The sequence below is a fragment of the Paenibacillus sp. Y859 genome, from assembly GCF_056786405.1.
Map to the genome: position 1 here is coordinate 939,154 of NZ_JBXCIZ010000001.1, position 23,844 is coordinate 962,997.

Genomic DNA, 23,844 nt, shown 5'->3' on the forward strand with positions numbered 1-23,844 from the left:
TCATATAGAAAGAATAAGCCCATCCAATTCCTTGAGCGAAATGGTGGGCTTATTCCACTTCTTCTTTCTCAATATGAGTTTGGTTGATAGCACCCATTCCTTCATTCATCCAGGACTCCATTATATTATTGAACAGCACAGGATTTGCTAACGAAATTCCATGCCCAATGTTTGGTATGATCTGTCTTTCACAATATTCATTGCACTGGCTAATCATATCGGCAGATTTCAGCATCATTCTTTTCTCTTTAGCTCCAACCAAGACTAAGACCTTTGTCTTGCTACGATTAAATTCTTTTGGTATATGATACGACATATTCTCATCAAGAATTTTAAGGAGCGATTCCATACTCATTAAAGTAGAATCTCGATAATATAATTCAAAATATTCCTCGCCGATATATAATACCTTAGCTTGTAACTTTGAGAATGATCTATTCTTCGTTAATGGCATAGATATCTGAACTAACGGTTTGATGATGAAGCGAGTCATCTTCATCGGTATAACAAGCCCACTAATAATGATAGCCCGATGAATAAGTTCACCACTAATACTCAACATTTCTAGAGCGATTTGTGCACCTAGCGAAAACCCTACAACCGTAATCTGCTGACCGTTATTTCTATCTTCGATCACATCAATTATAGCCTGTGCTGCATCATTGATGGTTGAAAATTCCTTACCTTGACTCTTACCGTGACTAGGCAGGTCAGGAACTAATATATAATAATGTTCTCGATAAAACTCCACCTGCTTTTCCCACATCCAACCACTGACTCCGCCACCATGTAAAAAAATCAGCATCGGGTCATTTTTGTTCCCCATTTCTTGCACATATAGTGTCATCCCTACCCGCCATTCGTGAAGATATGATGAATAAGCTCATTGAAATCCACATCACTAAGTTGATCCGCTTTATGAAATACTGGATCGAATTCCATGAAGCTCGTGACTTGATTCGGCGTGACCACGCAATGCATTCCTGCATCAGCGGCAGCCCGTGCTCCATGCACTGAATCCTCTATTGCGATAGCTTCATCAGGTTTAACCTGAAGACATTCTAATGTCTGCAAATAAAGCTCTGGATCAGGCTTAACATGTGTAACATGATCCGAAGTACGGATACATTCGAAGTAATCTCGAATATTTAATTGATGTAAATATTTCTCTACCCATTTCATTGAAGAACTTGAGGCTAATCCGATTCTAAGTCCAGCATTCTTTGCTGCTTCAAGGTATTCTAATACTCCAGGACGAATCTTTTCTTGTTCCATAAGCTTCGTATACCGAAGCTGAATAGCATTTCGGAATGAGTCGCCATCAATGGATAGTTTTTTCTCCGTAATCAAATACTCGTACGGATTAAATCCATTTAAATTCGTACCAATACATTGAGAATACAATTCCAGTGACAGATCGACCCCATATTCCTTATATGCCTCTTGAAAAGCTACGTACCATGCCGTTTCTGTATCAATAATGGTACCATCAAAATCAAAAATAATTGCTTTTATCATAGATGAATACATCCTTTCTTGATAAACTTCGAGTAATCTTCCCTGAACATATCATATCTTCGGGACGTCTGCCATCTGCAGCTCTTTCTTACTAGTAGCTGCATAAAGTACATCTAAATCCAGCCTAATTCCACTTAAGCCAACTTTAGGTGCACAAACCACATCTATTTTCTCACTTTTTGCCCTTTCTGCTCAAATAGATACACGTTATGCAACTATTCTGCGAGCCGACCATACAAACTCCTCAAACTCTTCCACTCTCCCTTTTCTTCAACTTTTCACCTCTCTATCTCTTCAACTCTGCCACTTTTCCGCTCCTCCCTACCCTATCAACACCCTACTTACTCCAACCCCAATATACGCAAAATAAGACCATCCTTTACGAATGGTCCATCACGTATTCTCGTGACATCTTGATAATCTAACTCTCGATCTCCACTCTATTCAGAAATGACTTCGTTCGCTCTAACTTCGGATTTCCAAATATTTGCTCAGGAGTTCCCATTTCTGCAATCTCACCTTTATCCATGAAGATCACGCGATCCGCTACATCCCGAGCAAAGTTCATCTCATGGGTAACGATGATCATGGTCATATTCTCTTCCGCTAATTGTTTAATCACTCGTAGTACCTCACCCGTCAGTTCCGGATCTAAGGCAGAGGTCGGTTCGTCGAACAATAATATCTCAGGATTCATCATCATCGCTCTTGCTATGGCAACCCTTTGCTTTTGTCCCCCTGACAGATTAGCTGGGTATACGCTTGTTTTATCCGCAAGACCAACCTTTTTTAACAATTCAGAGCTTCTCAAGCGAATCTCAGCAAGACTATACTTCTTCAGTGTTTTTGGAGCTAATTCCAAATTCTCTTGGACTGTTAAGTGAGGAAACAGGTTAAAACTTTGAAACACCATGCCCATGCCTGATGTTACAGCCTTAATCTTTGCTACACTCGGATACTTCCCATTCTCAACAAGTGCCTTACCTTGTATATGAATGCTACCAGCTGTCACCTCTTCAAGATGAACTAGACTACGTAACATTGTGCTTTTCCCAGAACCAGATGGGCCTATTACAGCAACCACTTCACCAAGATGAACTGAAAAGCTAACCTTTTCTAGAACATCCAAACTTCCAAATGACTTTTTCAAATTCGTTACTTCTATCATACACGTCATATTGTGACATTCCTTTTATTCATATTTATACCGTTTCTCTATCAGCTTGAACAATAGTGTCAAAGCTAATGTCATTAATAAATAGATTACTCCTGCTACAAAAAAGGGCATAATCGAGAAATCCCTATTTACTGCTGTCTTGGCATAATACAACAATTCCGGTACCGCAACCGCATATAGAAGTGCCGTATCTTTCACAAGTGTAATGGACTCGTTGGCTACTGATGGTAGGGCAACTCGGAACATCTGAGGTACAATCACCTTAGTCATCGTCTGCCACTTGCTAAGACCAAGTACTTGTGATGCTTCGTGCTGTCCCTTATCTATCGAGAGAAGACCTCCTCTGAAGATCTCTGCGAAATAAGCCGCATAATTTAGTATAAATGCAAGACAAGCTGCTACTAATCGATCCAATACCAGATATTCACCAATGATTGGCAGTGTAGGAAGCCCGTAACAGAAAAATAACAATTGCAGTAACAGCGGTGTTCCTCTCACGACATAAACGAAACTATTCGCAATCCAAACGACAGGCTTAATCCTGCTTCTGACGATCAATGTGATAATGAATCCTAGCGGTATCGACAGTACGATCGAGAGCATAAATAGAATGAGGGTTGTCTGCGCTCCCTCCAGCATAGGTTTCGTGATACTTATTATATAATCCAAGCTCATTTCTCATTCGTCTCCTAAGTAAAGAAAACCGGAATGAGAATTATCCGGTTTTCTACATGTATTATGGCAACTCTCTTATTTCAATACTTTGTCTGAACCGAACCACTTCACAGAAATTTCTGCCGAAGTTCCATCGGCATTCAGTTCATCTAAGGCAGTTTGTAGATCCTTCAGTAATTGTTCGTTGCCCTTCTTCACACCGATACCATATTGTTCCGGAGCAAGTGATTCATTAAGTAACTTAAACGTACCGACTTGTAAAGCCATATAATATCTAGCTACCACTTCATCAATAACCACTGCATCAATCCGGCCTGTCTTTAGATCGCTAAGTGCAAGAACATTATCTGGAAATTCAGTCACGCTCTTAATGTTATCCTTCACAGCATTTGCATTTAAAGCATCCGATGCTGATGAGAGTGATTGAAGTCCAATATTCTTACCAGATAGGTCATTAAGACTCATAATGTCCGATGTCGCCAGCACAACCGCTACCTGACTATTCTCTAAATATGGCTTCGTGAACAGAACTTTCTCCTTACGTTCATTAGTAATCGTATATCCGTTCCATATCAGATCAATACGACCACTATTAAGCTCAGATTCTTTCGACGACCAATCAATCGGTTGGAATGTAATTTCCTTACCCATCTTCTCAAGTGTTGCCTTTGCGTAATCAATATCGAACCCCGTAAGCTCGTTATTCTCGTCTCTGAAGCCCATCGGTGCAAATTTATCATCAATTCCGACCACCAATGCATTGCTATTCTTCGACCCAGAACATCCAGCCACAATCATGATAACCATCCCTAGTAGGACGGAAATTTGTATTATTTTTCTCATGACGCTCCCCCTATACCTATACTATTAGTTAATAACTTCACACAAACGCTTTAGTACACTAACACGTTATCAAAGTATTATAATAGCATAGTAAAGAGAATATTTCGAGAGGGATTCATTAGAAATTTACGATCAATATGTGACTTAAGCCAAATATAAACTATTGTAAAAACCATCTTTCTTGAGTAACTCTTCATGCGTCCCACGCTCGATAAGGTGTCCATCCTTCAGTACTAGTATCTGATCCGCTTTACGAATGGTGTTTAATCGATGTGCGATAACGAAGCTAGTTCGCCCTTCCATTAATCGTTGTAGCCCTTCTTGTATCTTAATCTCTGTCACTGTATCTATACTGCTGGTTGCCTCATCCAAGATTAGAATCGAAGGATCCGCCAGCATTGCTCTTGCAATGGCAATCAATTGTTTCTGGCCCTGACTAATTCCAGCGCCCCCATGCTTAAGAAGCTTATCATAACCATCACTCATCCGCTCGATAAAGAAGTGTGCATTAGCTAACCTTGCCGCCGCTTCAACCTCCTCATCACTTGCAGTAAGCTTCCCATAACGGATATTATCACGAATCGTCCCTTCGAATAGGAATGAATCCTGTAGCACAAACGCCATATGAGAACGCAAATTCTCACGATGAATTGTCCTAATATCATGTCCGTCTATTGTGATTTCCCCATAATCTATCTCATAGAATCTAGCAAGTAACTGAATGAGCGATGTCTTGCCCGCTCCTGTCGGTCCAACCAATGCTATCATCTCGCCAGGTGAAGCTTCAAAGCTCACATCCTTCAACGTAGCCATTCCTTCATCATAAGCAAATGATACATTAGAAAAGCTAACGGCACCTTTCACTTCATCTAATAGTATTCCTTTTGCCTCGTCTTGTTCTTCATCTTCCTCGTCAAGTATCTCGAACACGCGCTCTGCCCCAGCAATCGCTGACAGCATTGTGTTCCATTGATTCGCCAAATCATTCAGCGGTCTTGTGAATTGCCTAGCGTACTCAACGAATATGATGATCACACCAATCGATATCTCTCCCCGTATGGCAAGTATTCCACCCACTCCGGCAATCAGTGCAAAACTTAAATTGTTGAGACTATTCATTAGTTTCGGAATAAATCCTGATATCGTCTGCGCCCAGAATCCCGATTGTCTGATCTTCTCATTATGTTGACTCATTTGAATCATAACCCTTTGTTCCTGGGAGAAGGCTTTAATAATACGTTGACCAGAAAGCGTCTCCTCAACATATCCATTCAATTCCCCTAAATTCCGTTGTTGTTCCTTGAACAAAGGACCTGTTCGTCGTGTAATAGCACGCATCCCAAGTAACATTAATGGCACGACCAAGAATGTCAGCAATGTCAACAATGGGCTTAGGTATAACATAACAATAATCGTTCCTACTAATGTCAGTATACTTGAGAAGATTTGAATGACTGAACTATTCAGTGTGGAGCTGACATTATCGATATCATTGGTAAATCGACTCATCAATTCTCCATGTTGCCGCTTACTAAAGAACGGGATGGATAGACGGTGTAAATGACGAAAAAGATCTAGTCTCATCCGATATACCGTTTCTTGTGCAATACGTATCATCCAAATATTCTGAAGCCAGAGCGTGAGCGAATGTAGCAGATAAATGATACCCAGAGCGACAAGGAAGTACAACCAAGCCGTATCCGCAGGTCGTTCAATGAATGTGTCAATAGCGGTTCCGATCATAAACGGTCCTAGTAACGCCAAGCCAGAACTGAGAAATACCATAGCTAGTACGAGTACAAGTCTACCTTTACGTTGCGACAAGTAGGTCCATAATCTTTTTAATGTGCCCGATAAATCCTTTGCTTTCGGTTTGATACGCTTTCCAGAATCGGAGGCTCCAGACCCTTTGGGCTTGGGATTCGCCAGTGGTCTAGCATAACGGAATGGTTCACTTAACTCCTTCCACATGACGTACACCTCCTTTTTCGTTTTGTGATTCATAGATATCCTGATAAAGAATACAATCTGCGAGTAATTGTTCGTGGGTTCCCTGCGCAATTAATTGCCCGTTGTCTAACAACAGAATACAATCGGCCTGATGTGTTGAGCTAATCTTCTGTGTAATTAGAAATGTCGTACATGACACGTCCTTAAGGGCTCCAAGTAGAGCAGCTTCTGTTCGTACATCGAGCGCGCTAGTACTATCATCCAACAACAATATCTTTGGTTTACGTACCAAGGATCGCGCAATCGTCAACCGCTGTTTCTGTCCGCCTGAGAGATTGATCCCCTTTTGTCCAAGCATCGTGTCGTATCCTAACGGAAATTTAATAATACTATTATGTATCTGGGCTAGCTTCGCAGCTTCCACTATTTCTTCTTTTGTTGCGTTTGGCTTACCCCAGGCAATATTATCATGTATCGTACCCGAGAAGAGCATGATGTCTTGCGGCACATAACCAATAGCATCCCTTAAATGTTCGATTTCAAGCGAATGTATATCCTTCCCGTCGATCATAATTACCCCTTCATCCCGCTCATATAGCCTAAGAATAAGGCCTACTAATGAGGACTTTCCTGAGCCCGTCATCCCCATGATTGCAATGGTAGTTCCTGCATTTACCTTGAATGATATGTCTTGAAGTACAGGTGACTTCGTTCCAGGATACCGAAATGTTACAGATTTAAATACCACACTTCCTTGGATACCACGCTTAGTGTTCTTACCATTATTTTCTTCTACAAGATCGCTCTTCGTTTCAAGCACTTCAGCAATCCGCCCCGCCGAGGCTTTCGCTCTTGAGAAATTAACGACAATCATAGAAAAGACAGATAAAGCACCCGCTGTCCGCATCGAATAATTGACGATAGCAACGACTTCTCCAATCGTAGCATTCCCCGTGTAGATCTCAATCTGTCCGAACCATAGTACAGCTAGAATGACAGCATTCATAATCAATAAAATAGTGGGCATCGTTAGTTCCGTCAGACGCAAGACCGAAATAGTACGTTCCATCAATTCCTTGCTTGTCCGTGCAAAGCGTTCCGATTCATACCTCATACGTCCAAATACCCTAATTAATCTCATACCGATCAAATTTTCCTGAATGACACGATTCACATCGTCAAGTTTAACTTGAACCGTTTGAAATAAAGTTCCAGCTTTCTTTAACATCCACAATAAGAAAATAAGTAGGAAAGGAACAGTAAGCGTTAACAATATTGCCAACTTCGCGTACACAATAAATGCCATTACTACGCTACCAATCACAAGCAATGGTGCTCGCATCATAATTCGGAGTCCCATGAATACAGTGTTCTGAAGCTGTGTAACATCATTGGTCAAGCGAGTGATTAATGACGATGAAGCAAAACGATCAAACACTGACAAACTAAATGATTGTACTGTTGCATACAACTTGTCCCTCAGATCATAAGCAAATCCTTGGCTCGTATGGGCAGCAAAGAAAGAGCTTAATATGCCTGAACCTAGAGCAACAAGAGCGAATCCTGCCAAGACCCCTCCCCACATCAAAACTACGGAGAGATCCCCTTTTCTGATTCCATCATCAATCATTTTAGAAATAATAAAAGGTTGCATGAGTTCAACCGAGAGCTCAATTAACATCATCAATAAGGCAGCGGATGCGGATATTCGATATTTTTTCAAAAAAGACATACATATGAGCATATTTGCACCTCCACTTGTCGTACCTTACACCAATATAAGGCCCATCTGAAATCATTAATAGATATTGGTTTATTATAACAAAGTTTTTACCTGTCTGTTTGGGAACTCTACTCAATAAAAGTAATCGCTTAGAGATCAATAAACACTCTTTTGGTAATAAAGTACATTTTCCAGCATTTAAATTGTGACAATCCGAGTAACTTTGCTAACTAATGAACATTCTATGAACTCGCCAAGAATCGCGCCGTTATAGTGATTAAAGTCATATCATTCACTAGCTGTAACATTTTGATCACACTTTGTTAGATAGTTAGACATATTTGGTCAATAATTTACCAATTAAAGTAGTTTATGTCTTTTGCTTTGTGCAGTTAGTATTCTTACAATAGTGTTTAGCATGTTAATCTGCAATTAATGAATAGTAGTTTATAAAGGAAGGAGTTCATCATGAAAAAAAGAGGATCATTATTTATTCTGTTCATGAGCCTTGTCTTGCTCATGTCTGGATGTAGCTCTGTAGCCGTCTTGGATCCCAAGGGTCCGGCTGCCAGAACCTTATCCAGCACCATTATTTTCTCTATTGCCATGATGCTTGGTGTATTACTTGTTGTATATGTTCTATTCGTCGTTATCTTGACGAAATATAGAGCAAAGAACTCGAAAGACGACTACATTCCTCCACATGAGGAAGGGAATATATGGCTTGAAGTTATTTGGATCACTATTCCCATTATTATTGTAGGTGTTCTCTCCGTAGTCACATTGCAATCAACAAGCGCGGTGGAGAAAGTTCCCGTCGGTTATGAGGATCAAGAACCTTTGGTTATCTATGCATCTTCATCCAACTGGAAATGGCATTTCAGTTACCCTGAGGAAGGAATTGAAACTGTAAATTATTTGAATATCCCTACACATCGTGCTATTGAATTAAGATTGTACACATTCGGACCTATTACCAGCTTCTGGGTACCTCAGTTGGCTGGACAGAAATATGCGATGAGCGACATGATCAATACGTTGAATTTAGTCGCTGATGTACCAGGATCTTATTTAGGTAGAAATACGAACTTCAGTGGTGAAGGTTCTGCACATATGGAATTTGAGACACTTGCCATGCCTCCAGCAGATTATCTGGAATGGGTGGATGAAGTAAAAGCAACTGCTCCTACATTAGATGAAACTGAATTTAAGGGCTTATTGTCTACATCGTATTTGGGACGTAAAACGTATTCCAATACACACTTAACCTTTAGTCCACCTCCAGGTAGCCATGCGGATCATATGAACCATGCCGATATGGAGAATGGAAATACAGATCATCAAGAGAACAAGCATGTGCATCCAGACCCTGCTTCTAGTCCTGAAGAAACCGAGTTTGATGCTGTTCCTAATATAGATCCAGATGAACCGTTACCTAAATCTCCAGCTGAAGATAGCAACCAAGATATCGAACACACAGATCATACAGGTCACGAAGGGCATTAAGGCAGTCTACCATGACTCCTTAGCCAAATTTAATGTTTATTTATATCAACCGAAAGGAGTCAAATCCTAATGAAATGGGACGAATTTTTCGTTACCGGTGACCCGTTAATTTACGGTGCAATGGCCAGTATTGTTCTTGCTACAATTGCAATCATCATCGGTCTGACCTACTTTAAGAAATGGGGTTATCTGTGGCGTGAATGGCTAACCACTGTAGACCACAAGAAAATCGGGGTTATGTACATTCTATCCGCACTAATCATGTTGTTCCGTGGTGGAGTCGATGCTATCATGATGCGGCTACAGACTGCCGCTCCAGAGATGAAATTTCTGGATTCACAACATTATAATGAGGTCTTTACAACTCATGGTTTGATTATGATTCTATTTATGGCTATGCCATTTGTTATTGGAATTATGAACGTCGTTGTACCACTCCAGATCGGTGCAAGAGACGTAGCATTCCCGCGATTGAATGCCATTAGCTTCTGGCTATTCTTCGCAGGAGCCATGCTATTGAATCTTTCGTTTGTTATCGGAGGATCACCTGATGCAGGTTGGACAGCTTACTTCCCATTGGCAAGTATAGAATTCAGCCCTACGGTAGGTAATAACTATTACTCACTCGCACTTCAGATCTCTGGTATTGGTACATTATTAACAGGGATTAACTTTATTGTGACTATTCTCAAAATGCGTGCACCTGGCATGAAGCTTATGCGGATGCCAATGTTCACATGGTCTTCCCTAATCACGAGTGTAATCATTACATTCGCTTTCCCAGTACTCACTGTTGCACTTGCTCTGATGATGTTCGACCGACTTTTCGGATCACAATTCTTCACCATGGCTAATGGTGGAATGGACATGTTATGGGCTAACCTATTCTGGGTATGGGGTCACCCTGAAGTATACATTGTTGTTCTTCCTGCTTTCGGGATATACAGTGAAATTATCTCGACGTTCTCGAAGAAGAACTTATACGGCTATACATCTATGGTCGTGAGTATGGTCGTCATCTCACTCTTGTCCTTCCTAGTATGGGCGCACCACTTCTATACAATGGGTCAAGGTGCTATGATTAACGGTTTCTTCTCCATCACCACGATGGCGATTGCCGTTCCTACGGGAGTCAAGATCTTTAACTGGCTCTTCACGATGCGTAAAGGTAAAATCAGCTTCACGACTCCGATGCTGTATTCACTAGCCTTTATACCAATCTTTACAATCGGTGGAGTTACCGGTGTCATGTTAGCTATGGCCAGTGCCGATTATCAGTACCATAACACCATGTTCTTAGTAGCACATTTTCACTACGTTCTAATTCCTGGTACAGTCTTTGCCGTTATTGCGGGCTTCCATTATTGGTTCCCTAAAGTATTCGGCTTCAAGATGAATGATCGTCTAGGGAAACATGCATTCTGGTGGATTGCCGTTTCCTTCAACGTCACATTCTTCCCACTATTCTTCCTAGGACTAAAAGGAATGACGCGTCGGACGTATACGTATTCGGCAGAATCAGGCTTCGGAGCACTCAATATGCTATCATTCGTTGGTGCTTTGGGTCTTGCTATCGGGTTCGCCATTCTTGTATACAATATTTATTATAGTATCCGTTACAGCCCTCGCGAAACGAATGGAGATCCATGGGATGCGCGTACGCTGGAATGGGCAACAAGTAGCCCAATTCCTGCATACAACTTCGCCATTACTCCAAATGTCAAATCAAGAGATGCGTTATGGGCTGCTAAACACAATAACTTACCGATCTTTGATGAAGAAATTAAGCCGATTCATTTACCAAGCAATACCGGAAAACCTGTTATTCTTGGTGCTGTCTTCTTCATATTCGGATTCGCACTCGTATTCAGTTGGTGGATTCCAGCTATCGTCTCGGGGATTGGAATTCTAATCGTTCTAGCTACCATGTCATTCGATAGAGATGATGGATTTACGGTATCCGTCCAAGAAATTATGGAAACAGAAAAGAAATTGCGGGGTGAAACGCTATGAAAATAGATGCCACAGAACCGCTTGAGTACGGGTCAGAAGAAAACAGCAATAAAATCTTCGGATTTTGGATCTTTCTAGGAGCAGAAATTGCGCTGTTCTCCACCCTTTTCACCGTCTATTTCGTCTTGGTGAATCGTTATGCTAGTGGACCAAGTGGAGCTGAAATATTCGAGCTACCAGGCGTTCTGATCGAAACATTCTTGCTACTCTCAAGTAGCTTTACCGTTGGACTTGCGATTCATAGTATGCGACTTGGTTTAAAGAAGCCGATGATGGTCTTTATGGGTCTTACCCTACTGATGGGACTAGCCTTCTTGGGGATTGAAATTGCGGAGTTCTTCACCTATGTGCATGAAGGAGCTACTTTATCAACTAGTGCCTTCGTATCCAGTCTATTCGTGTTATTAGGAACCCACGGAGCCCACGTTGGCTTTGGTCTACTATGGGGAATAGCCATCTTAATTCAAGTGAAGAGACAAGGCCTCACATTGGCTACGACGAACAAGTCATTTATATTCTCTCTTTACTGGCATTTCCTAGACGTAGTGTGGATCTTTATCTTTAGTTTCGTTTACCTGAAAGGACTGATGTGACATGATGAAACAGCTATTTCCAATTCGCCATGTAATGGGCTATCTATCTTCCCTCGTCCTTTCTGCCCTTGCCCTAACCGCCTTACTGGACATTCCATTTGCATCTAAAATGGGGATTCTTGCGGTAACGGCTACGATACAAGCTTCCTTGCAACTGTTCATATTTATGCACATTAATGAACTGGCCAGTACAAAGAAGGAGCTATACCTCAACCTTGCCTATGCACTATTTGTTGGTCTAGTTACGATCTTCGGATCACTGTTCATCTTCATCTGGGGCTGGTACAGTTAATAATTATATAATACCAATGAAAGATGCAGCTTTCCTACATTGTAGGATTAGCTGCATCTTTCATTGTACAAGCTAGCATTGTCAGTTAATATTAAACTAAATGTGAGTTAAAAAAGTAAGGAGTGATGAAATGGAATGGTCAGCAGAACAAGTTGCCGAATGGATGCATACCGAAGTTCGGTCTTCTGGAAAACTAGTTCAAACTGAGGCAGTTAGCCATATTACCGAACACTTTGGAGAACATTTTATTTATGTTAATGATAATGGCAACCAGTCCATCTCCAAGGATGTAAAGAAAGCTTTCAAGAAATTACATGCTGGAAAAGCAGCATGGGATCGCGATGGGTTTTTCTGGTATTGGACTTAATTAAGTAGTTTTTTTATTTCCTTGTTAGAAAAGAGGGTGCTGAAATATTTCAGCACCCTTTTCTTTATAACACTAATATTGTGTGTTGCCAGACTGACTTGTCTTCCCTGAAGCAAATCCCTTGAAAAGTGTAGGAACACCTGAATACCTTGTATTTGTAATTTTTCCTTGGCTTGTACTGCTATCTGTTCTAAAAATGGAATCCTTCACTTTAGAAATATCTGAATCAACAAGTGTCATGTTAACCGCGTATGAAGTGCCACCATTTTGTCGAACTAGTTTCCCAATATCGTTAGCTTTAAAATTCTTAATATTAATCGTACCTGCAGCATTCATTTGAAACACTTTATCATATGCCTTATATGCTCCACCACCCGTAATATTAACTGTACCTGCAGATTTGAGGGTTAATGCATCCTCACCAACATCCTGCCATGTTACATTCGAAATGGTAGCGTTGCCATAACAATGTACACCATCTGCCCCCGGAGCACCAATGATCACATTCTTCAGTGTGGAACCCGCTCCTAATCTGAATATTGGCTTTTGATTTTCAGCTTGGCTGCCATCTCCGAGTGTACTTGCATTTGCAATATAAGTCTGACCTTTACCGTCAAATGTTGCACCAGCAGCAACTACAATCGTCGTGCTCACAGTAATTGGAGTTGCTGCTTTTACTTCCAGTTGAAATCCCATTAGAGAGATCAATACTCCTGTCGCTAAGACCAGACTCAATACTTTTTTCATGACAACCATCCTTTACTATTTTATTTTTTGATACAAACGGATGTGCACCCCCGCTTACATCTGAGTTAAGACTAACAGACAATTTATGGTTCCGAAATAATCATTTTGTTATATATGGTTATAAAACTAATATATTACATCAATTTATTGATATATTTATACCACAACATAGCCATTATAAAATCCGCAAGCATCATGCTTGCGGATTTTTTGTATTTCTAATGGTTATTTCACTCTGAACTTTGACTCACCAGCTTTATTGAAATATTGGAAGGATCTTTCACGAACCAACCACCATCCCGATAAGTAACACTAATTCCCGCATTCTTTAATTCCACAATGACCGTATCAAGTTCTTCCTGGTTAGGTAGAACCCAGGTGAAGTAATCTAATCCGACCGCATTAGCCGGTGCAGATGGTGCGCCCACTCCTGCCCACGTATTTAAGCCAATATGATGATGATACTCTCCTGCAGATACGAATAATGCCATCTCACCATAATGAGCGGTAACGTCAAGTCCTAGTATATTACAGTAAAATTCCTCCGCTTTCTGCAGATCTGATACATGGAAATGAACATGTCCAATTATCGTTCCATCAGCTAAGCCATTCCAGATCTCACCATCAGATATCGCAAGCAAAGCCTCCGAATCGACTGGGTCGGTCGTCATCACATATTGCCCCTGTGCATCTCTCTTCCATGTTTCCCTTGGACGATCCGCATAAATCTCGATACCATTACCATCTGGGTCACTAATATACAACGCTTCGCTGACCAAATGATCTCCTTGACCTACCGGAATGTTGTGCTTCATCAAGTTACGTAGCGATAGGCCTAATGAAATGCGATCAGGCACTAGAATGGCAAAGTGATACAATCCGGCAACCGATCTTTCCGGTAAGATGACTGCATTCTCAATTTGTTCTAGAATCAATAACGGTACTTTACCATCCACTGTCAACTGAGCTGTATTCTCTGTCAAATTCAAAACTCGTAAGCCAATAACCTCTGTATAAAATACTAAGGAACGTTTCAAATTACTAATTTTCAATTTTACATATCCAATTTGTGTGCTTGGATGTATTTTCTTTACCATGGGGTATCATCCTTTCGAAATGAAATAAAACAAATTATATAAGTAATAGAAATAATTATTTTGTATACTTAATATATCACAAATATTTTTTTTAGTCCATTTGAATTTCAATAAACGATTAATTCACATGGTATATATCAAATAAAGCAACGACCACTTCCCGGTTAACTTTCCGGACAGTACATCGCTGCTCCATAGCCGTTCTATACAAATATTAACAATCTCATTAAGCTATTAAGGTTCCAGTCCCCACACTAAATTGCCACTCAAGTATGCTGGTACTTTCGCTGAATCTGTATATGAGGTTTTGGCCGAATCATACGAGTAATCGTCCGTTTCATTATAATTAGACCAATCGTTCTTATTGATACGAACCTGGATATCCCCACTGCTTGCACCTGGACTCAAACTTCCAGCTCCAGGGCCGAACGATATTTCAACGTAATGATCAGCTCCCGCCGTGGCACTATCCAATTGAACAAAAGTTCCACTTACATTGCCACTTCCAACAGCAGCATAATCACAGTGAAATTGTTGCGGTCTATCTCCGTCAATCGTATAGTAATAGCGAATCTTAATATCACTTAGTGATATGGTCTCATTACCGCTATTCGTGATACGAAATAGTGGACGGATCTGATTATCACTCGCATTTGTGTCGTTCGTACGATACTCTAACCTGAGATCCCCTTCCACAGGCATTGTTATCTCCCTTGGCTGCGCATTTACCTGTGACGAGTTCACACTTTCTCCAACAACATTCACAGTGGTGATGACATAATAATACGTTGTTCCATTATTCAAACCAGTATCGTTGAATAGGGTTCCCGTCACATTACCTACGATCGTAAAGGGACCTCCGCTTACTTCTGAACGCTTGATCACATACCCCTGTGCACTATTCACTTCATTCCATGATAAGTTAATAGATTCGCTACCCGCTACTGCCTTGACCCCCTGTGGAGCCGAAGGTACCGTCGGTTCACTTGGGTCCCCCCCTCCAGAAGGTAATTGTCCGTATACCAGAACACCTGCATCATATACTGGAATATTAGGACTTTTCACAGGAAGAACACCACCAGCTGCAATACCATGAAATGAGAAATCATTAGCATTACTCCAGAAGTTCGAATGAAGTGGTCCCGCTATTCTGAATTGAACTTCCTTCTTAAATGCTGATTGCCCTCCCGGATATATCTCGGTTCCGGTAAAGTCTACCGTTGTATAATAAATATGATTAGCCTCATCAAAGGCCTTCAGTGGAGATACCGTTGCACCTTGATTGTACCCTCCAGCTGTAACCGTAATATCCCCAGAATCATAACCTGCTTCATATGCTTCACTAAGATCAACGAAATAATGGAATGACATCGCTTTGCTAGAACGTGCAGGCCAACCAGAACGATTGTTCAGCAATGCACGGATTTCGATGAAATTACTCCCGCTTGCATTCACACCAGCTTCAACGAACATTTCATCCTCTCGTATTTCTGGTGTTGGGAACTCTGAATCCGGCTCCTGACCTTGACCATGTAATAGAACCATCTTCGCCAGTGCACCTGTAAAAGCCGAATTATAATCCGTTGCCACTTCATTCGAAACATAATCTCCAATCGAATCAGTGTAAGCGTCTGTCTTCGATGGTCCACCAACAAGGGCACCATATAACGTATGTCTATGGTTAACAGGCATCGTCTGGCTATCATCCCAAGATCCATGTGAGGTCCGATGATGTGGATGTTCCGGTGAGTTGTTGCCATAACCAATAACATAACTGCTATTGCGAGGATTATCACCGAGCATGTAGAGTATTTGTGATTCCCCGAATAATCGCGCATTCACTTTCTTTACTGGGTCACTAACCCAATCGGAGTAGACAAATGCAAGGAAGGCCTGATTGGCGGAGTAACGGAGTGCTCCCCACTGATCCAAATGAGCCAGACCACCCGGTGTATACGTAACCCGTTCACCCGTACCGGACACACCTGTCGTCCAGAATTGCATATTCTTCTCAGTAGACTGAATGAACTTCTGCTCTCCAGTGATGCGAGCCAGCAACAGCTGTGCACCATAATGTTTATCATCCCAGGACTGGGTCCATTTATAATCCCAATTGCCCTGCTGATCCGTTCCCCATAAATCACTTGCGGCAATGGCTTTGTCTAGATAGGTCTCATCGTCTGTTGCTAAGTACAGCCAAATTCCACCCCAGCTCAACTCATCTGCATATCCGCTCCATGAGTTATAGTACTGTGTCGCATCCGTGATAGTATCTGAGTATTTGCCACGGTATTGATCTGCAAAATTGTACAGTTCCTTGGCATGTCTTAACAATTCAGCTGCATAGATAGGATCACTCTGCTTAAATATGATTGATGCAGATGCAAGGGCAGCGGCTGTCTCTCCTGCTAAATCCGATCCTGGATGAGTCGCATCAATCTTATAGGCTGGGCGTTCCATCACCATGACCTCCGCTGGTCCCCACCATTTGTGGTCACTCGTGCCATTTCCAACTTGTCCCCATAATTCATTCGGTGCAGTGTGAGCTTTCATGAAGTAATCCGTGGCCCAACGAATGTTATCCAATATTTCCTCAAGCTGCCCTGCTTGCTCGTAGCCTTCCCGATACTCATATACAGACCAAGCAAGCATTGACGCCGTATATGCCATTGGAAAACCAAATTTCACATGATCACCTGCATCGTACCAACCACCAGTTAAATCTTGACCAACATCTGCCCCATCCTGAAGCCCAGAATCTCCCCGCCACTCCACACGATTACTATCCGGTAGAATACCAGAGCGTTGAGTTTCATAGAAATATATTGATTTCTGTAGAGCTTCAGCATAGTTATAATCCGTTGAAGCTGCTTCAGCCACTTTAGATTGAGATACCCCATCCCAACTAAATGTAAGCGCAATCATAACACTTAATAATAATATTCCTTTTTTCTTCATCCATACATTCATGTCAGATTTCATCCTCCTTATTTGCTAATTCGCATAACAAAGAACAGCCTTCACCTCACTTTCATTTCTACAAAGTTGAGGACACGCTGTCCATGGCGCCCAGATCTCTCATCACTGGTCCTGTAAAAAAAATATACCATAATAAATTTAATAATACTATATTTTACATAAAATAATTATTTTTCTATTCTTTTATTCAATAAACCGCTCTGTACATCTTCACATCAAAACTCTAAATTAGCTTTACAATGTAATAGAGTCTATACTTATTTGTAAATTGTGTTATATTAAATAGGTTATCAATTAAATAAGACCTTGTTTTTCACTAGGGGAGTCTAACGACTGAGATGGAACGCGAAGTTCCGGACCCTTGGAACCTGATCTGGATTATACCAGCGGAGGGAAGTGGAACGAAATCTTCAACTCATGCAACTATTTGCACACCTATTTGCCTGAATGAACTTTTTGACCCACTCATTTCCTTTCGGAAATGGTTGGGTCTTTATTTATTTACAATGAGCGAGGTGATCACCGTGATATTATCATTACAAAATTTAACTTACTCTTTTGCAAGTACGAACGAATCCCCTATTATTCAGGAACTGTCTATGAATGTTCAAGCGGGTGAATTCATTTCTGTCATAGGAGCTAGTGGTTCTGGGAAGAGCACTCTGTTTAAGCTGATTGCAGGACTGTTAGAGCCTATGGACGGAGAAATATATATACATGGCACAAGAACATCCAATCGTCTAGGGACAGTGGCTTACATGCCCCAGAAGGACCTACTCCTGCCTTGGAGAACCGTTCTAGACAATTGTTTACTCCCATGGGAGCTTAATCGAAAACTTCATCGCGAACTGGATCAGCGCAATAAAGAGAAGATCACAGCAGATATTCAGTTCACTCTAGAACGTTTCGGTCTAGGGAAATATGAACATGCCTATCCGGATGAATTATCAGGTGGAATGCGACAACGTGTCGCTTTTCTCAGAACACTCGTAACAGGGCAAGATCTGATGTTATTAGATGAGCCCTTTGGTGCACTTGACGCAATGACCAAAAGAGAGATGCATCGTTGGTTACTAGAGCTTTGGGATGATCTACATAAGACTGTCCTTTTCATTACACATGATTTGGAAGAAGCCATTCTATTAAGTGATCGCATCTACCTCATGTCCCATGACAGTCCTCAAGGTATAGAAGAAATGACCGTTAATTTACCTAGACCAAGGCACTACGAGATGAACTATGACCCTCACTTTATACAATTGAGGCAAGACTTGGAGCGACGATTACATGAGAATACGCCTTTTTAAACGCTGGGCACATGATTATGGTTGGTTTGTAATTCTTTTTACACTACTCCTGTTGGCTTGGGAATCGGTTGTCACTTTAGGCTGGGTACCTTCCTTTATTATTCCCTCACCGACCTCGATTGCCCGGGCATTATTTGAACATAGGCATCTATTGATCGGTCGGCATTTAATCGCAACGTTAGAGGAAGTTGTGTTGGGTTTTATATTATCTGTTAGTGGGGGCGTTATTCTAGCTATAGGTATGCATATTTCACGTCCACTTGAGAAAGCACTCTATCCGTTCATGATTATTAGTCAGACCATCCCCTTAATCGCACTCTCACCGATCTTCATTATGTGGTTCGGTTACACGATTTGGAGTAAAGTAGCAGTGGTCTTCCTAACTGCATTCTTCCCGATTGTAGTGAGCACCTATGATGGTCTAAAAAAGAGAGATCGCGAGTATGCAGAGTTACTCATGACGATGGGAGCCAACCGCTGGGAACTATTCCGCACCATTGAGATGCCTATGGCCTTACCTTCCTTCTTCTCGGGACTGAAACTCTCCATCGTATATTGTGTCGTTGGAGCTACGATTGGTGAATGGCTCGGAGGTACGAAGGGACTAGGCTATTATAGTCGAAGAATGTCGAGCAACATGCATACAGATGAGATGTTTGCGTCCATCTTGTTACTTTCTTTACTTGGGATTTCCTTATTTATGATAATCGTAATATTAGAGAACAAATTTCTAAAGAAGAGAGGTTTATCGAAATGACAATGAATATAAATATGAAAAGAATTATCCCTGTTCTACTGGCAATGGCACTCTTTGCCCTGACAGCTTGTGGCAATACTTCTAACTCGAATCAAGTAACAGACAATCCAACGGCAGTCGTAGAGAATAAGCCTCAAAAACTGAGCATTATGCTCGATTGGTATCCGAATGCCGTTCATTCCTTCCTCTATACAGCACAAGAACATGGATATTTCGCGGAACATGGGATAGAACTAGATATCCAAATGCCTGCCGATACCAATGATGCTTTGAAATTAGTAGCTGCCGGAAAAGTCGATCTAGCTCTGAGCTATCAACCACAAGTACTTATGGCTCGCGGTGAGAATATCCCTGTTAAATCGATCGCAGCGATCGTGAGACATCCTTTGAATCATCTTATGGTACCTGCTGGTGGAACGGTTCAGTCCCCCAAAGACTTGGCTGGTTTAACCGTTGGGTACTCTTCAATTCCTCTATATGAAGCTATGGCACATACCATGATACGAAATGATGGGGGCGATCCTGAAGACGTTCATTTGGTTGATGTTGGCTATGATCTTATTCCGGCTATTGCTACGTCTAGAGTTGATGCCATTATGGGTGGATTCATCAATCATGAACAACTGATCCTGGCTAAGCAAGGTCACCCTGTAGTCGCTTTGAATCCTACAGATTATGGTGTTCCGGATTATTATGAGCTTGTCCTTGTCGCTAGTGATCAGGGCTTGAAGGACAAGCAAGAGTTACTCGCGAAGTTCGTAACAGCCGTTGGACAAGGACAACAGTATGTACAACAACATCCTGAGGAAGCTCTATCCATTCTTTTTGAACATGAAGAACAAACTTCACCGCTAGATAAAGAAATAGAAACGAAGAGTCTCCATATCCTATTACCACTAATGGATGCAAAGGAACAAGCTTTCGGATATCAAGCACCTGAATCATGGGACGACGTCAATCAATGGCTCATTACAAATAAACTGCTACCTAACACTGTAAAAGCGGAAGATGCCTTTATCAATTTCTAATTTATCTTAAGGAGGAAGTTAATCATGACATTTCTACAAAGGGTACGTCAACAGAATCCACTTGTACACAATATTACTAACACGGTAGTTACCAATTTTACAGCCAATGGGCTACTCGCCTTAGGCGCCTCTCCCTTTATGGCAGATGCTCATGAAGAAGTTGGCGATGTAGCGAAGATTGCTAACGCTGTCCTACTAAATATGGGTACACTCAATGCCCATATTGTAGACTCTATTCTCATGGCGGGTAAATCAGCTAATGAAAATAATGTTCCAATCGTATTTGATCCTGTTGGCGCTGGAGCTACCTCCTATCGTACAGCTGTTGCACAAAGAGTTTCCCAAGAAATAAAGTTAACTGTACTGCGTGGAAACATTGCTGAGGTCGCCCATGTGATTGGAGAGAGTTGGTCCATCAAAGGTGTGGATGCCGGAACTGGTGAAGGAAACGTGGTTCAACTGTCACAAAAGGCGGCTTATAAGCTAGGTTGTATCGTTGTGGTTACGGGAGCGGATGATGTTATCACAGATGGGCAAACCACATACCTCGCTAGTAATGGTCACCCTATCATGACAAAAGTCACCGGCTCTGGATGTTTACTCGGCTCTGTCATTGCTGCCTTTCTAGCTGTAAGTGAACAACATTCGATTGAAGCTGTTACCGAAGCCGTTGCTTTCTTTGGCGTAGCCGCAGAATTAGCTGCTAATAAGACAGAAGCGCTTGGTCCTGGAAGCTTTCAAATTGAATTCCTTAACCAATTGGCATTGGTGTCTGCGGAATCTTTCCAACAAAGGTCGAAAATCCACAAGCTTCAATAGACATCTATCTACACATAGAACGAATTACAAATTAGACTACCGAGAGGGGTTATCCTAGATGAGCATATATAAAGCCTTAACTATAGCTGGATCAGACAGCGGTGGTGGTGCTGGGATTCAGGCTGATCTGAAAACATTTCAAGAACTGGGTGTGTACGGAATGTCTGCTATCACAGCAGTGACAGCACAGAATACGTTGGGTGTTCATGGGGTCTTCCCTATGAGCTCTGAAGCTCTTAGGATGCAATTAGATGCGATCGGAAACGATCTACAGCCGAACTCCGTGAAAACAGGGATGTTGTTTAGCGAGGAAATTATTCGTATTGTCGCAGATAAAGTACAGCAATACCATTGGCATAACTTGGTCATAGATCCTGTTATGATTGCTAAGGGAGGATCTCCTCTTTTGCAACAAGAAGCAGTTCAATCTATCATTCGATATTTACTACCCTTAGCTCAAATAACGACTCCTAACCTCCCCGAAGCGGAAATACTTACCGAAATGTCTATTCGTACCTTGAGTGATCGGGAAGAAGCTGCCAAAGTCATCCATCAGATGGGCAGTCGTTATGTCATTATGAAAGGTGGACATGATGCTTCGACAGAGCAAGTTGTAGATCTACTCTATGATGGGCAGGACTACATTTATATGGAGAATAACAGAATTGAGACGAGACATACTCATGGCACAGGTTGCACCTACTCAGCGGCCATTACAGCAGAATTAGCCAAAGGAACATCCGTGCTTGAAGCTACACAAATAGCCAAAACCTTTATCCAAGCGGCCATCGAAGATCAATTAGGCATTGGTGCGGGACAAGGTCCGACGAATCATTTTGCATATCAGAGAAGACTGCGAGGTGAAGATCATGTTAACTAATCCTTCGGATACCATTCGCGGATCTCTTAAGCTCTACTTCATTATGGGGAGTATCAATTGTCCAAAGAACCCTGTGGACATATTATCAGAGGCGATTGCAGGCGGAATTACTTTATTTCAATTTCGTGAAAAAGGTCCTGGTGCCCTCACGGGTCAAGCTAAACTTGAGTTGGCAACAAGACTTCAGAAGCTCTGCTGGCAACACCATATCCCTTTCATCGTCAACGACGACATCACGCTAGCCATTGCTATTGGTGCAGACGGTGTCCATATCGGACAGGATGATGAACCTGCCGGCTCGATACGCGCTAGGTTAGGTCCTGATGCGATAATCGGTGTATCTACCCACACGTTGGAAGAAGCTCAACAGGCGTTACGTGATGGAGCCAACTATTTGGGTATAGGTCCTATCTTCCCGACACAATCCAAAGATGATGCAAAGGATGTTCAGGGAACTTCCCTTATAGAAGAACTACGCGCAAAGGGAATTCAAATTCCTCTAGTAGGTATAGGTGGAATCACGATCGACAATGCAGCATCGGTTATTCATGCGGGTGCAGATGGAGTATCTGTCATATCAGCCATTGCTGGCGCTAATTCAGTTCGAGATGCAGCTACTCGTTTCATTCGAGAGATCGAGATTGTGCTCCCTCGTAATCGGAATGGGAGATAACACTTACGAGTTGATTGCGAGATGATTGTTAATGTAACTGTATAAACAACACTTAATAAAAGATTGAGATTTTCCCCATGATCTGCCCCATAAATGTTATCGAGAGGCAGCGATATGTCGAATTCTTTGCAAAGAAAAAACCCTTGCGCGACAAGGGTTTCAAACTTTAAGACAATATAAGCGGGTGATGGGAATCGAACCCACGCTATCAGCTTGGAAGGCTGAAGTTCTACCATTGAACTACACCCGCGCGTAATATTAGAGATCGGGACGACACGATTTGAACATGCGACCCCCTGGACCCAAACCAGGTGCTCTGCCAAGCTGAGCTACGTCCCGATGTTTTGAAGGGTTACATTTCCTTGCCTACTACTTCTAATTTAAAAAAATGGTGCGCGTGGAGGGACTTGAACCCCCACGTCGTGAAACGCTAGATCCTAAGTCTAGTGCGTCTGCCAATTCCGCCACACGCGCACATAGGCAAGTATATGGTGGGACATGAAGGGCTTGAACCTTCGACACCCTGATTAAGAGTCAGGTGCTCTACCAGCTGAGCTAATGTCCCATAATTTGTAAGCATTGATTAATTATAATGGCGGAACCGACGGGATTCGAACCCGCGATCTCCTGCGTGACAGGCAGGCATGTTAGACCAACTACACCACGGTTCCTCATAAATATAATTGGTTGCGGGGGCAGGATTTGAACCTGCGGCCTTCGGGTTATGAGCCCGACGAGCTACCGGGCTGCTCCACCCCGCGTCATTAAAAAATATTAAAAATGGTGACCCGTAGGGGACTCGAACCCCTGTTACCTCCGTGAAAGGGAGGTGTCTTAACCACTTGACCAACGGGCCGTTATGGCTCCCCGAACAGGACTCGAACCTGTGACAACTCGATT

The 23,844-nt window shown here is 42.0% G+C and carries 21 protein-coding genes, 7 tRNA genes and 1 riboswitch; of the genes, 11 read left to right on the forward strand and 17 right to left on the reverse strand.

Annotation, left to right across the window (positions count from 1 at the left end):
- Window positions 1–49 precede the first annotated feature (49 nt).
- From AC1TO8_RS04715 to AC1TO8_RS04745, 7 genes are all read right to left on the reverse strand, one after another.
- Window positions 50–826 (reverse strand): alpha/beta fold hydrolase, encoded by a 777-nt coding sequence (locus AC1TO8_RS04715; RefSeq protein WP_482054432.1) that lies wholly within the window; start codon window positions 824–826, stop codon window positions 50–52.
- 23 nt (window positions 827–849) lie between these two features.
- A complete protein-coding gene (locus AC1TO8_RS04720; RefSeq protein ID WP_482054433.1) occupies window positions 850–1,518 on the reverse strand; it encodes an HAD family hydrolase in 669 nt (222 codons plus the stop codon).
- 421 nt (window positions 1,519–1,939) lie between these two features.
- A complete protein-coding gene (locus AC1TO8_RS04725) occupies window positions 1,940–2,695 on the reverse strand; it encodes an amino acid ABC transporter ATP-binding protein (RefSeq protein ID WP_482054434.1) in 756 nt (251 codons plus the stop codon).
- 15 nt (window positions 2,696–2,710) lie between these two features.
- A complete protein-coding gene (locus AC1TO8_RS04730; RefSeq protein WP_482054435.1) occupies window positions 2,711–3,370 on the reverse strand; it encodes an amino acid ABC transporter permease in 660 nt (219 codons plus the stop codon).
- A 75-nt stretch (window positions 3,371–3,445) separates the two neighbouring features.
- Entirely contained in the window at window positions 3,446–4,213 is a 768-nt protein-coding gene (locus tag AC1TO8_RS04735; protein WP_482054436.1) for an amino acid ABC transporter substrate-binding protein, read from the reverse strand.
- 144 nt (window positions 4,214–4,357) lie between these two features.
- Window positions 4,358–6,184 carry an ABC transporter ATP-binding protein gene (locus tag AC1TO8_RS04740; protein WP_482054437.1) on the reverse strand — a complete coding sequence of 609 codons (1,827 nt, stop codon included), beginning with the start codon at window positions 6,182–6,184 and terminating at the stop codon, window positions 4,358–4,360.
- Window positions 6,165–7,907 (reverse strand): ABC transporter ATP-binding protein, encoded by a 1,743-nt coding sequence (locus AC1TO8_RS04745; protein WP_482054438.1) that lies wholly within the window; start codon window positions 7,905–7,907, stop codon window positions 6,165–6,167. The genes AC1TO8_RS04740 and AC1TO8_RS04745 overlap by 20 nt, the downstream gene beginning before the upstream one ends.
- Window positions 7,908–8,354: 447 nt before the next feature.
- Between AC1TO8_RS04745 and qoxA the strand changes: the two genes are divergently transcribed.
- The 5 genes from qoxA to AC1TO8_RS04770 all read left to right on the forward strand — a co-directional run bounded on the left by qoxA (window position 8,355) and on the right by AC1TO8_RS04770 (window position 12,657).
- Window positions 8,355–9,392 (forward strand): cytochrome aa3 quinol oxidase subunit II, encoded by a 1,038-nt coding sequence (gene qoxA, locus AC1TO8_RS04750; RefSeq protein ID WP_482054439.1) that lies wholly within the window; start codon window positions 8,355–8,357, stop codon window positions 9,390–9,392.
- Between the two features lie 69 nt (window positions 9,393–9,461).
- Window positions 9,462–11,405, forward strand: a complete 1,944-nt coding sequence (gene qoxB / locus AC1TO8_RS04755; protein WP_482054440.1) for a cytochrome aa3 quinol oxidase subunit I — start codon at window positions 9,462–9,464, stop codon at window positions 11,403–11,405.
- Window positions 11,402–11,998 (forward strand): cytochrome aa3 quinol oxidase subunit III, encoded by a 597-nt coding sequence (qoxC, locus tag AC1TO8_RS04760; RefSeq protein WP_482054441.1) that lies wholly within the window; start codon window positions 11,402–11,404, stop codon window positions 11,996–11,998. Before qoxB ends, qoxC begins: the two co-directional genes overlap by 4 nt.
- A 4-nt stretch (window positions 11,999–12,002) precedes the next feature.
- Window positions 12,003–12,290 (forward strand): cytochrome aa3 quinol oxidase subunit IV, encoded by a 288-nt coding sequence (gene qoxD / locus AC1TO8_RS04765; protein WP_482054512.1) that lies wholly within the window; start codon window positions 12,003–12,005, stop codon window positions 12,288–12,290.
- Between the two features lie 130 nt (window positions 12,291–12,420).
- On the forward strand, window positions 12,421–12,657 hold the full coding sequence (locus AC1TO8_RS04770) for a DUF6953 family protein (protein ID WP_482054442.1): 237 nt from the start codon (window positions 12,421–12,423) through the stop codon (window positions 12,655–12,657).
- A gap of 72 nt (window positions 12,658–12,729) precedes the next feature.
- Here the strand turns inward: AC1TO8_RS04770 and AC1TO8_RS04775 are convergent, their stop codons facing one another.
- From AC1TO8_RS04775 to AC1TO8_RS04785, 3 genes are all read right to left on the reverse strand, one after another.
- On the reverse strand, window positions 12,730–13,404 hold the full coding sequence (locus AC1TO8_RS04775) for a pectate lyase (protein ID WP_482054443.1): 675 nt from the start codon (window positions 13,402–13,404) through the stop codon (window positions 12,730–12,732).
- Between the two features lie 230 nt (window positions 13,405–13,634).
- On the reverse strand, window positions 13,635–14,501 hold the full coding sequence (locus tag AC1TO8_RS04780) for a VOC family protein (RefSeq protein WP_482054444.1): 867 nt from the start codon (window positions 14,499–14,501) through the stop codon (window positions 13,635–13,637).
- Window positions 14,502–14,735: 234 nt separating this feature from the next.
- Window positions 14,736–17,471, reverse strand: coding sequence for a glycoside hydrolase family 9 protein (locus tag AC1TO8_RS04785; protein WP_482054445.1), 2,736 nt, complete (start codon window positions 17,469–17,471; stop codon window positions 14,736–14,738).
- 317 nt (window positions 17,472–17,788) lie between these two features.
- A riboswitch (TPP riboswitch) is annotated at window positions 17,789–17,892 on the forward strand.
- A 112-nt stretch (window positions 17,893–18,004) separates the two neighbouring features.
- On the opposite strand from AC1TO8_RS04785, the gene AC1TO8_RS04790 reads away from it, so the two are divergent.
- The 6 genes from AC1TO8_RS04790 to thiE are packed head-to-tail and all read left to right on the forward strand — an operon-like array spanning window position 18,005 to window position 22,944.
- Window positions 18,005–18,787, forward strand: coding sequence for an ABC transporter ATP-binding protein (locus tag AC1TO8_RS04790; protein WP_482054446.1), 783 nt, complete (start codon window positions 18,005–18,007; stop codon window positions 18,785–18,787).
- Window positions 18,768–19,544, forward strand: a complete 777-nt coding sequence (locus AC1TO8_RS04795) for an ABC transporter permease (protein WP_482054447.1) — start codon at window positions 18,768–18,770, stop codon at window positions 19,542–19,544. Before AC1TO8_RS04790 ends, AC1TO8_RS04795 begins: the two co-directional genes overlap by 20 nt.
- On the forward strand, window positions 19,541–20,572 hold the full coding sequence (locus AC1TO8_RS04800) for an ABC transporter substrate-binding protein (RefSeq protein WP_482054448.1): 1,032 nt from the start codon (window positions 19,541–19,543) through the stop codon (window positions 20,570–20,572). The genes AC1TO8_RS04795 and AC1TO8_RS04800 overlap by 4 nt, the downstream gene beginning before the upstream one ends.
- Window positions 20,573–20,596: 24 nt before the next feature.
- The gene (gene thiM, locus AC1TO8_RS04805; RefSeq protein WP_482054449.1) at window positions 20,597–21,391 is read left to right on the forward strand and encodes a hydroxyethylthiazole kinase; all 795 of its coding nucleotides are present in this window, start codon (window positions 20,597–20,599) and stop codon (window positions 21,389–21,391) included.
- A gap of 58 nt (window positions 21,392–21,449) precedes the next feature.
- Window positions 21,450–22,271, forward strand: a complete 822-nt coding sequence (thiD, locus tag AC1TO8_RS04810) for a bifunctional hydroxymethylpyrimidine kinase/phosphomethylpyrimidine kinase (protein ID WP_482054450.1) — start codon at window positions 21,450–21,452, stop codon at window positions 22,269–22,271.
- Window positions 22,261–22,944 (forward strand): thiamine phosphate synthase, encoded by a 684-nt coding sequence (thiE, locus tag AC1TO8_RS04815; RefSeq protein ID WP_482054451.1) that lies wholly within the window; start codon window positions 22,261–22,263, stop codon window positions 22,942–22,944. The genes thiD and thiE overlap by 11 nt, the downstream gene beginning before the upstream one ends.
- Before the next feature lie 179 nt (window positions 22,945–23,123).
- On the opposite strand, the gene AC1TO8_RS04820 is transcribed toward thiE, so the two are convergent.
- From AC1TO8_RS04820 to AC1TO8_RS04850, 7 genes are all read right to left on the reverse strand, one after another.
- A tRNA-Gly gene (locus tag AC1TO8_RS04820) sits at window positions 23,124–23,194 on the reverse strand.
- Between the two features lie 15 nt (window positions 23,195–23,209).
- Window positions 23,210–23,283 (reverse strand) — tRNA-Pro (locus AC1TO8_RS04825).
- 50 nt (window positions 23,284–23,333) lie between these two features.
- Window positions 23,334–23,418: transfer RNA gene (locus AC1TO8_RS04830), tRNA-Leu, on the reverse strand.
- A gap of 15 nt (window positions 23,419–23,433) precedes the next feature.
- Window positions 23,434–23,509, reverse strand: a tRNA-Lys gene (locus tag AC1TO8_RS04835).
- 28 nt (window positions 23,510–23,537) lie between these two features.
- A tRNA-Asp gene (locus AC1TO8_RS04840) sits at window positions 23,538–23,615 on the reverse strand.
- Window positions 23,616–23,628: 13 nt separating this feature from the next.
- Window positions 23,629–23,705: transfer RNA gene (locus AC1TO8_RS04845), tRNA-Met, on the reverse strand.
- A 20-nt stretch (window positions 23,706–23,725) separates the two neighbouring features.
- Window positions 23,726–23,800 (reverse strand) — tRNA-Glu (locus tag AC1TO8_RS04850).
- Between the last annotated feature and the right edge of the window lie 44 nt (window positions 23,801–23,844).

What these genes read in the sequence shown, in the direction of transcription:
- thiD (WP_482054450.1), top strand. Translation starts at nt 21,450, where the DNA reads ATGAGCATATATAAAGCCTTAACTATAGCTGGATCAGACAGCGGTGGT.
- AC1TO8_RS04795 (WP_482054447.1), top strand. Translation starts at nt 18,768, where the DNA reads ATGAGAATACGCCTTTTTAAACGCTGGGCACATGATTATGGTTGGTTT.
- AC1TO8_RS04785 (WP_482054445.1), bottom strand. Translation starts at nt 17,471, where the DNA reads ATGAATGTATGGATGAAGAAAAAAGGAATATTATTATTAAGTGTTATG.
- qoxA (WP_482054439.1), top strand. Translation starts at nt 8,355, where the DNA reads ATGAAAAAAAGAGGATCATTATTTATTCTGTTCATGAGCCTTGTCTTG.
- AC1TO8_RS04730 (WP_482054435.1), bottom strand. Translation starts at nt 3,370, where the DNA reads ATGAGCTTGGATTATATAATAAGTATCACGAAACCTATGCTGGAGGGA.
- AC1TO8_RS04770 (WP_482054442.1), top strand. Translation starts at nt 12,421, where the DNA reads ATGGAATGGTCAGCAGAACAAGTTGCCGAATGGATGCATACCGAAGTT.
- thiM (WP_482054449.1), top strand. Translation starts at nt 20,597, where the DNA reads ATGACATTTCTACAAAGGGTACGTCAACAGAATCCACTTGTACACAAT.
- AC1TO8_RS04720 (WP_482054433.1), bottom strand. Translation starts at nt 1,518, where the DNA reads ATGATAAAAGCAATTATTTTTGATTTTGATGGTACCATTATTGATACA.
- AC1TO8_RS04745 (WP_482054438.1), bottom strand. Translation starts at nt 7,907, where the DNA reads ATGCTCATATGTATGTCTTTTTTGAAAAAATATCGAATATCCGCATCC.
- qoxC (WP_482054441.1), top strand. Translation starts at nt 11,402, where the DNA reads ATGAAAATAGATGCCACAGAACCGCTTGAGTACGGGTCAGAAGAAAAC.
- AC1TO8_RS04775 (WP_482054443.1), bottom strand. Translation starts at nt 13,404, where the DNA reads ATGAAAAAAGTATTGAGTCTGGTCTTAGCGACAGGAGTATTGATCTCT.
- AC1TO8_RS04735 (WP_482054436.1), bottom strand. Translation starts at nt 4,213, where the DNA reads ATGAGAAAAATAATACAAATTTCCGTCCTACTAGGGATGGTTATCATG.
- AC1TO8_RS04800 (WP_482054448.1), top strand. Translation starts at nt 19,541, where the DNA reads ATGACAATGAATATAAATATGAAAAGAATTATCCCTGTTCTACTGGCA.
- AC1TO8_RS04780 (WP_482054444.1), bottom strand. Translation starts at nt 14,501, where the DNA reads ATGGTAAAGAAAATACATCCAAGCACACAAATTGGATATGTAAAATTG.
- AC1TO8_RS04740 (WP_482054437.1), bottom strand. Translation starts at nt 6,184, where the DNA reads ATGTGGAAGGAGTTAAGTGAACCATTCCGTTATGCTAGACCACTGGCG.
- AC1TO8_RS04725 (WP_482054434.1), bottom strand. Translation starts at nt 2,695, where the DNA reads ATGACGTGTATGATAGAAGTAACGAATTTGAAAAAGTCATTTGGAAGT.
- qoxD (WP_482054512.1), top strand. Translation starts at nt 12,003, where the DNA reads ATGAAACAGCTATTTCCAATTCGCCATGTAATGGGCTATCTATCTTCC.
- AC1TO8_RS04715 (WP_482054432.1), bottom strand. Translation starts at nt 826, where the DNA reads ATGGGGAACAAAAATGACCCGATGCTGATTTTTTTACATGGTGGCGGA.
- thiE (WP_482054451.1), top strand. Translation starts at nt 22,261, where the DNA reads ATGTTAACTAATCCTTCGGATACCATTCGCGGATCTCTTAAGCTCTAC.
- qoxB (WP_482054440.1), top strand. Translation starts at nt 9,462, where the DNA reads ATGAAATGGGACGAATTTTTCGTTACCGGTGACCCGTTAATTTACGGT.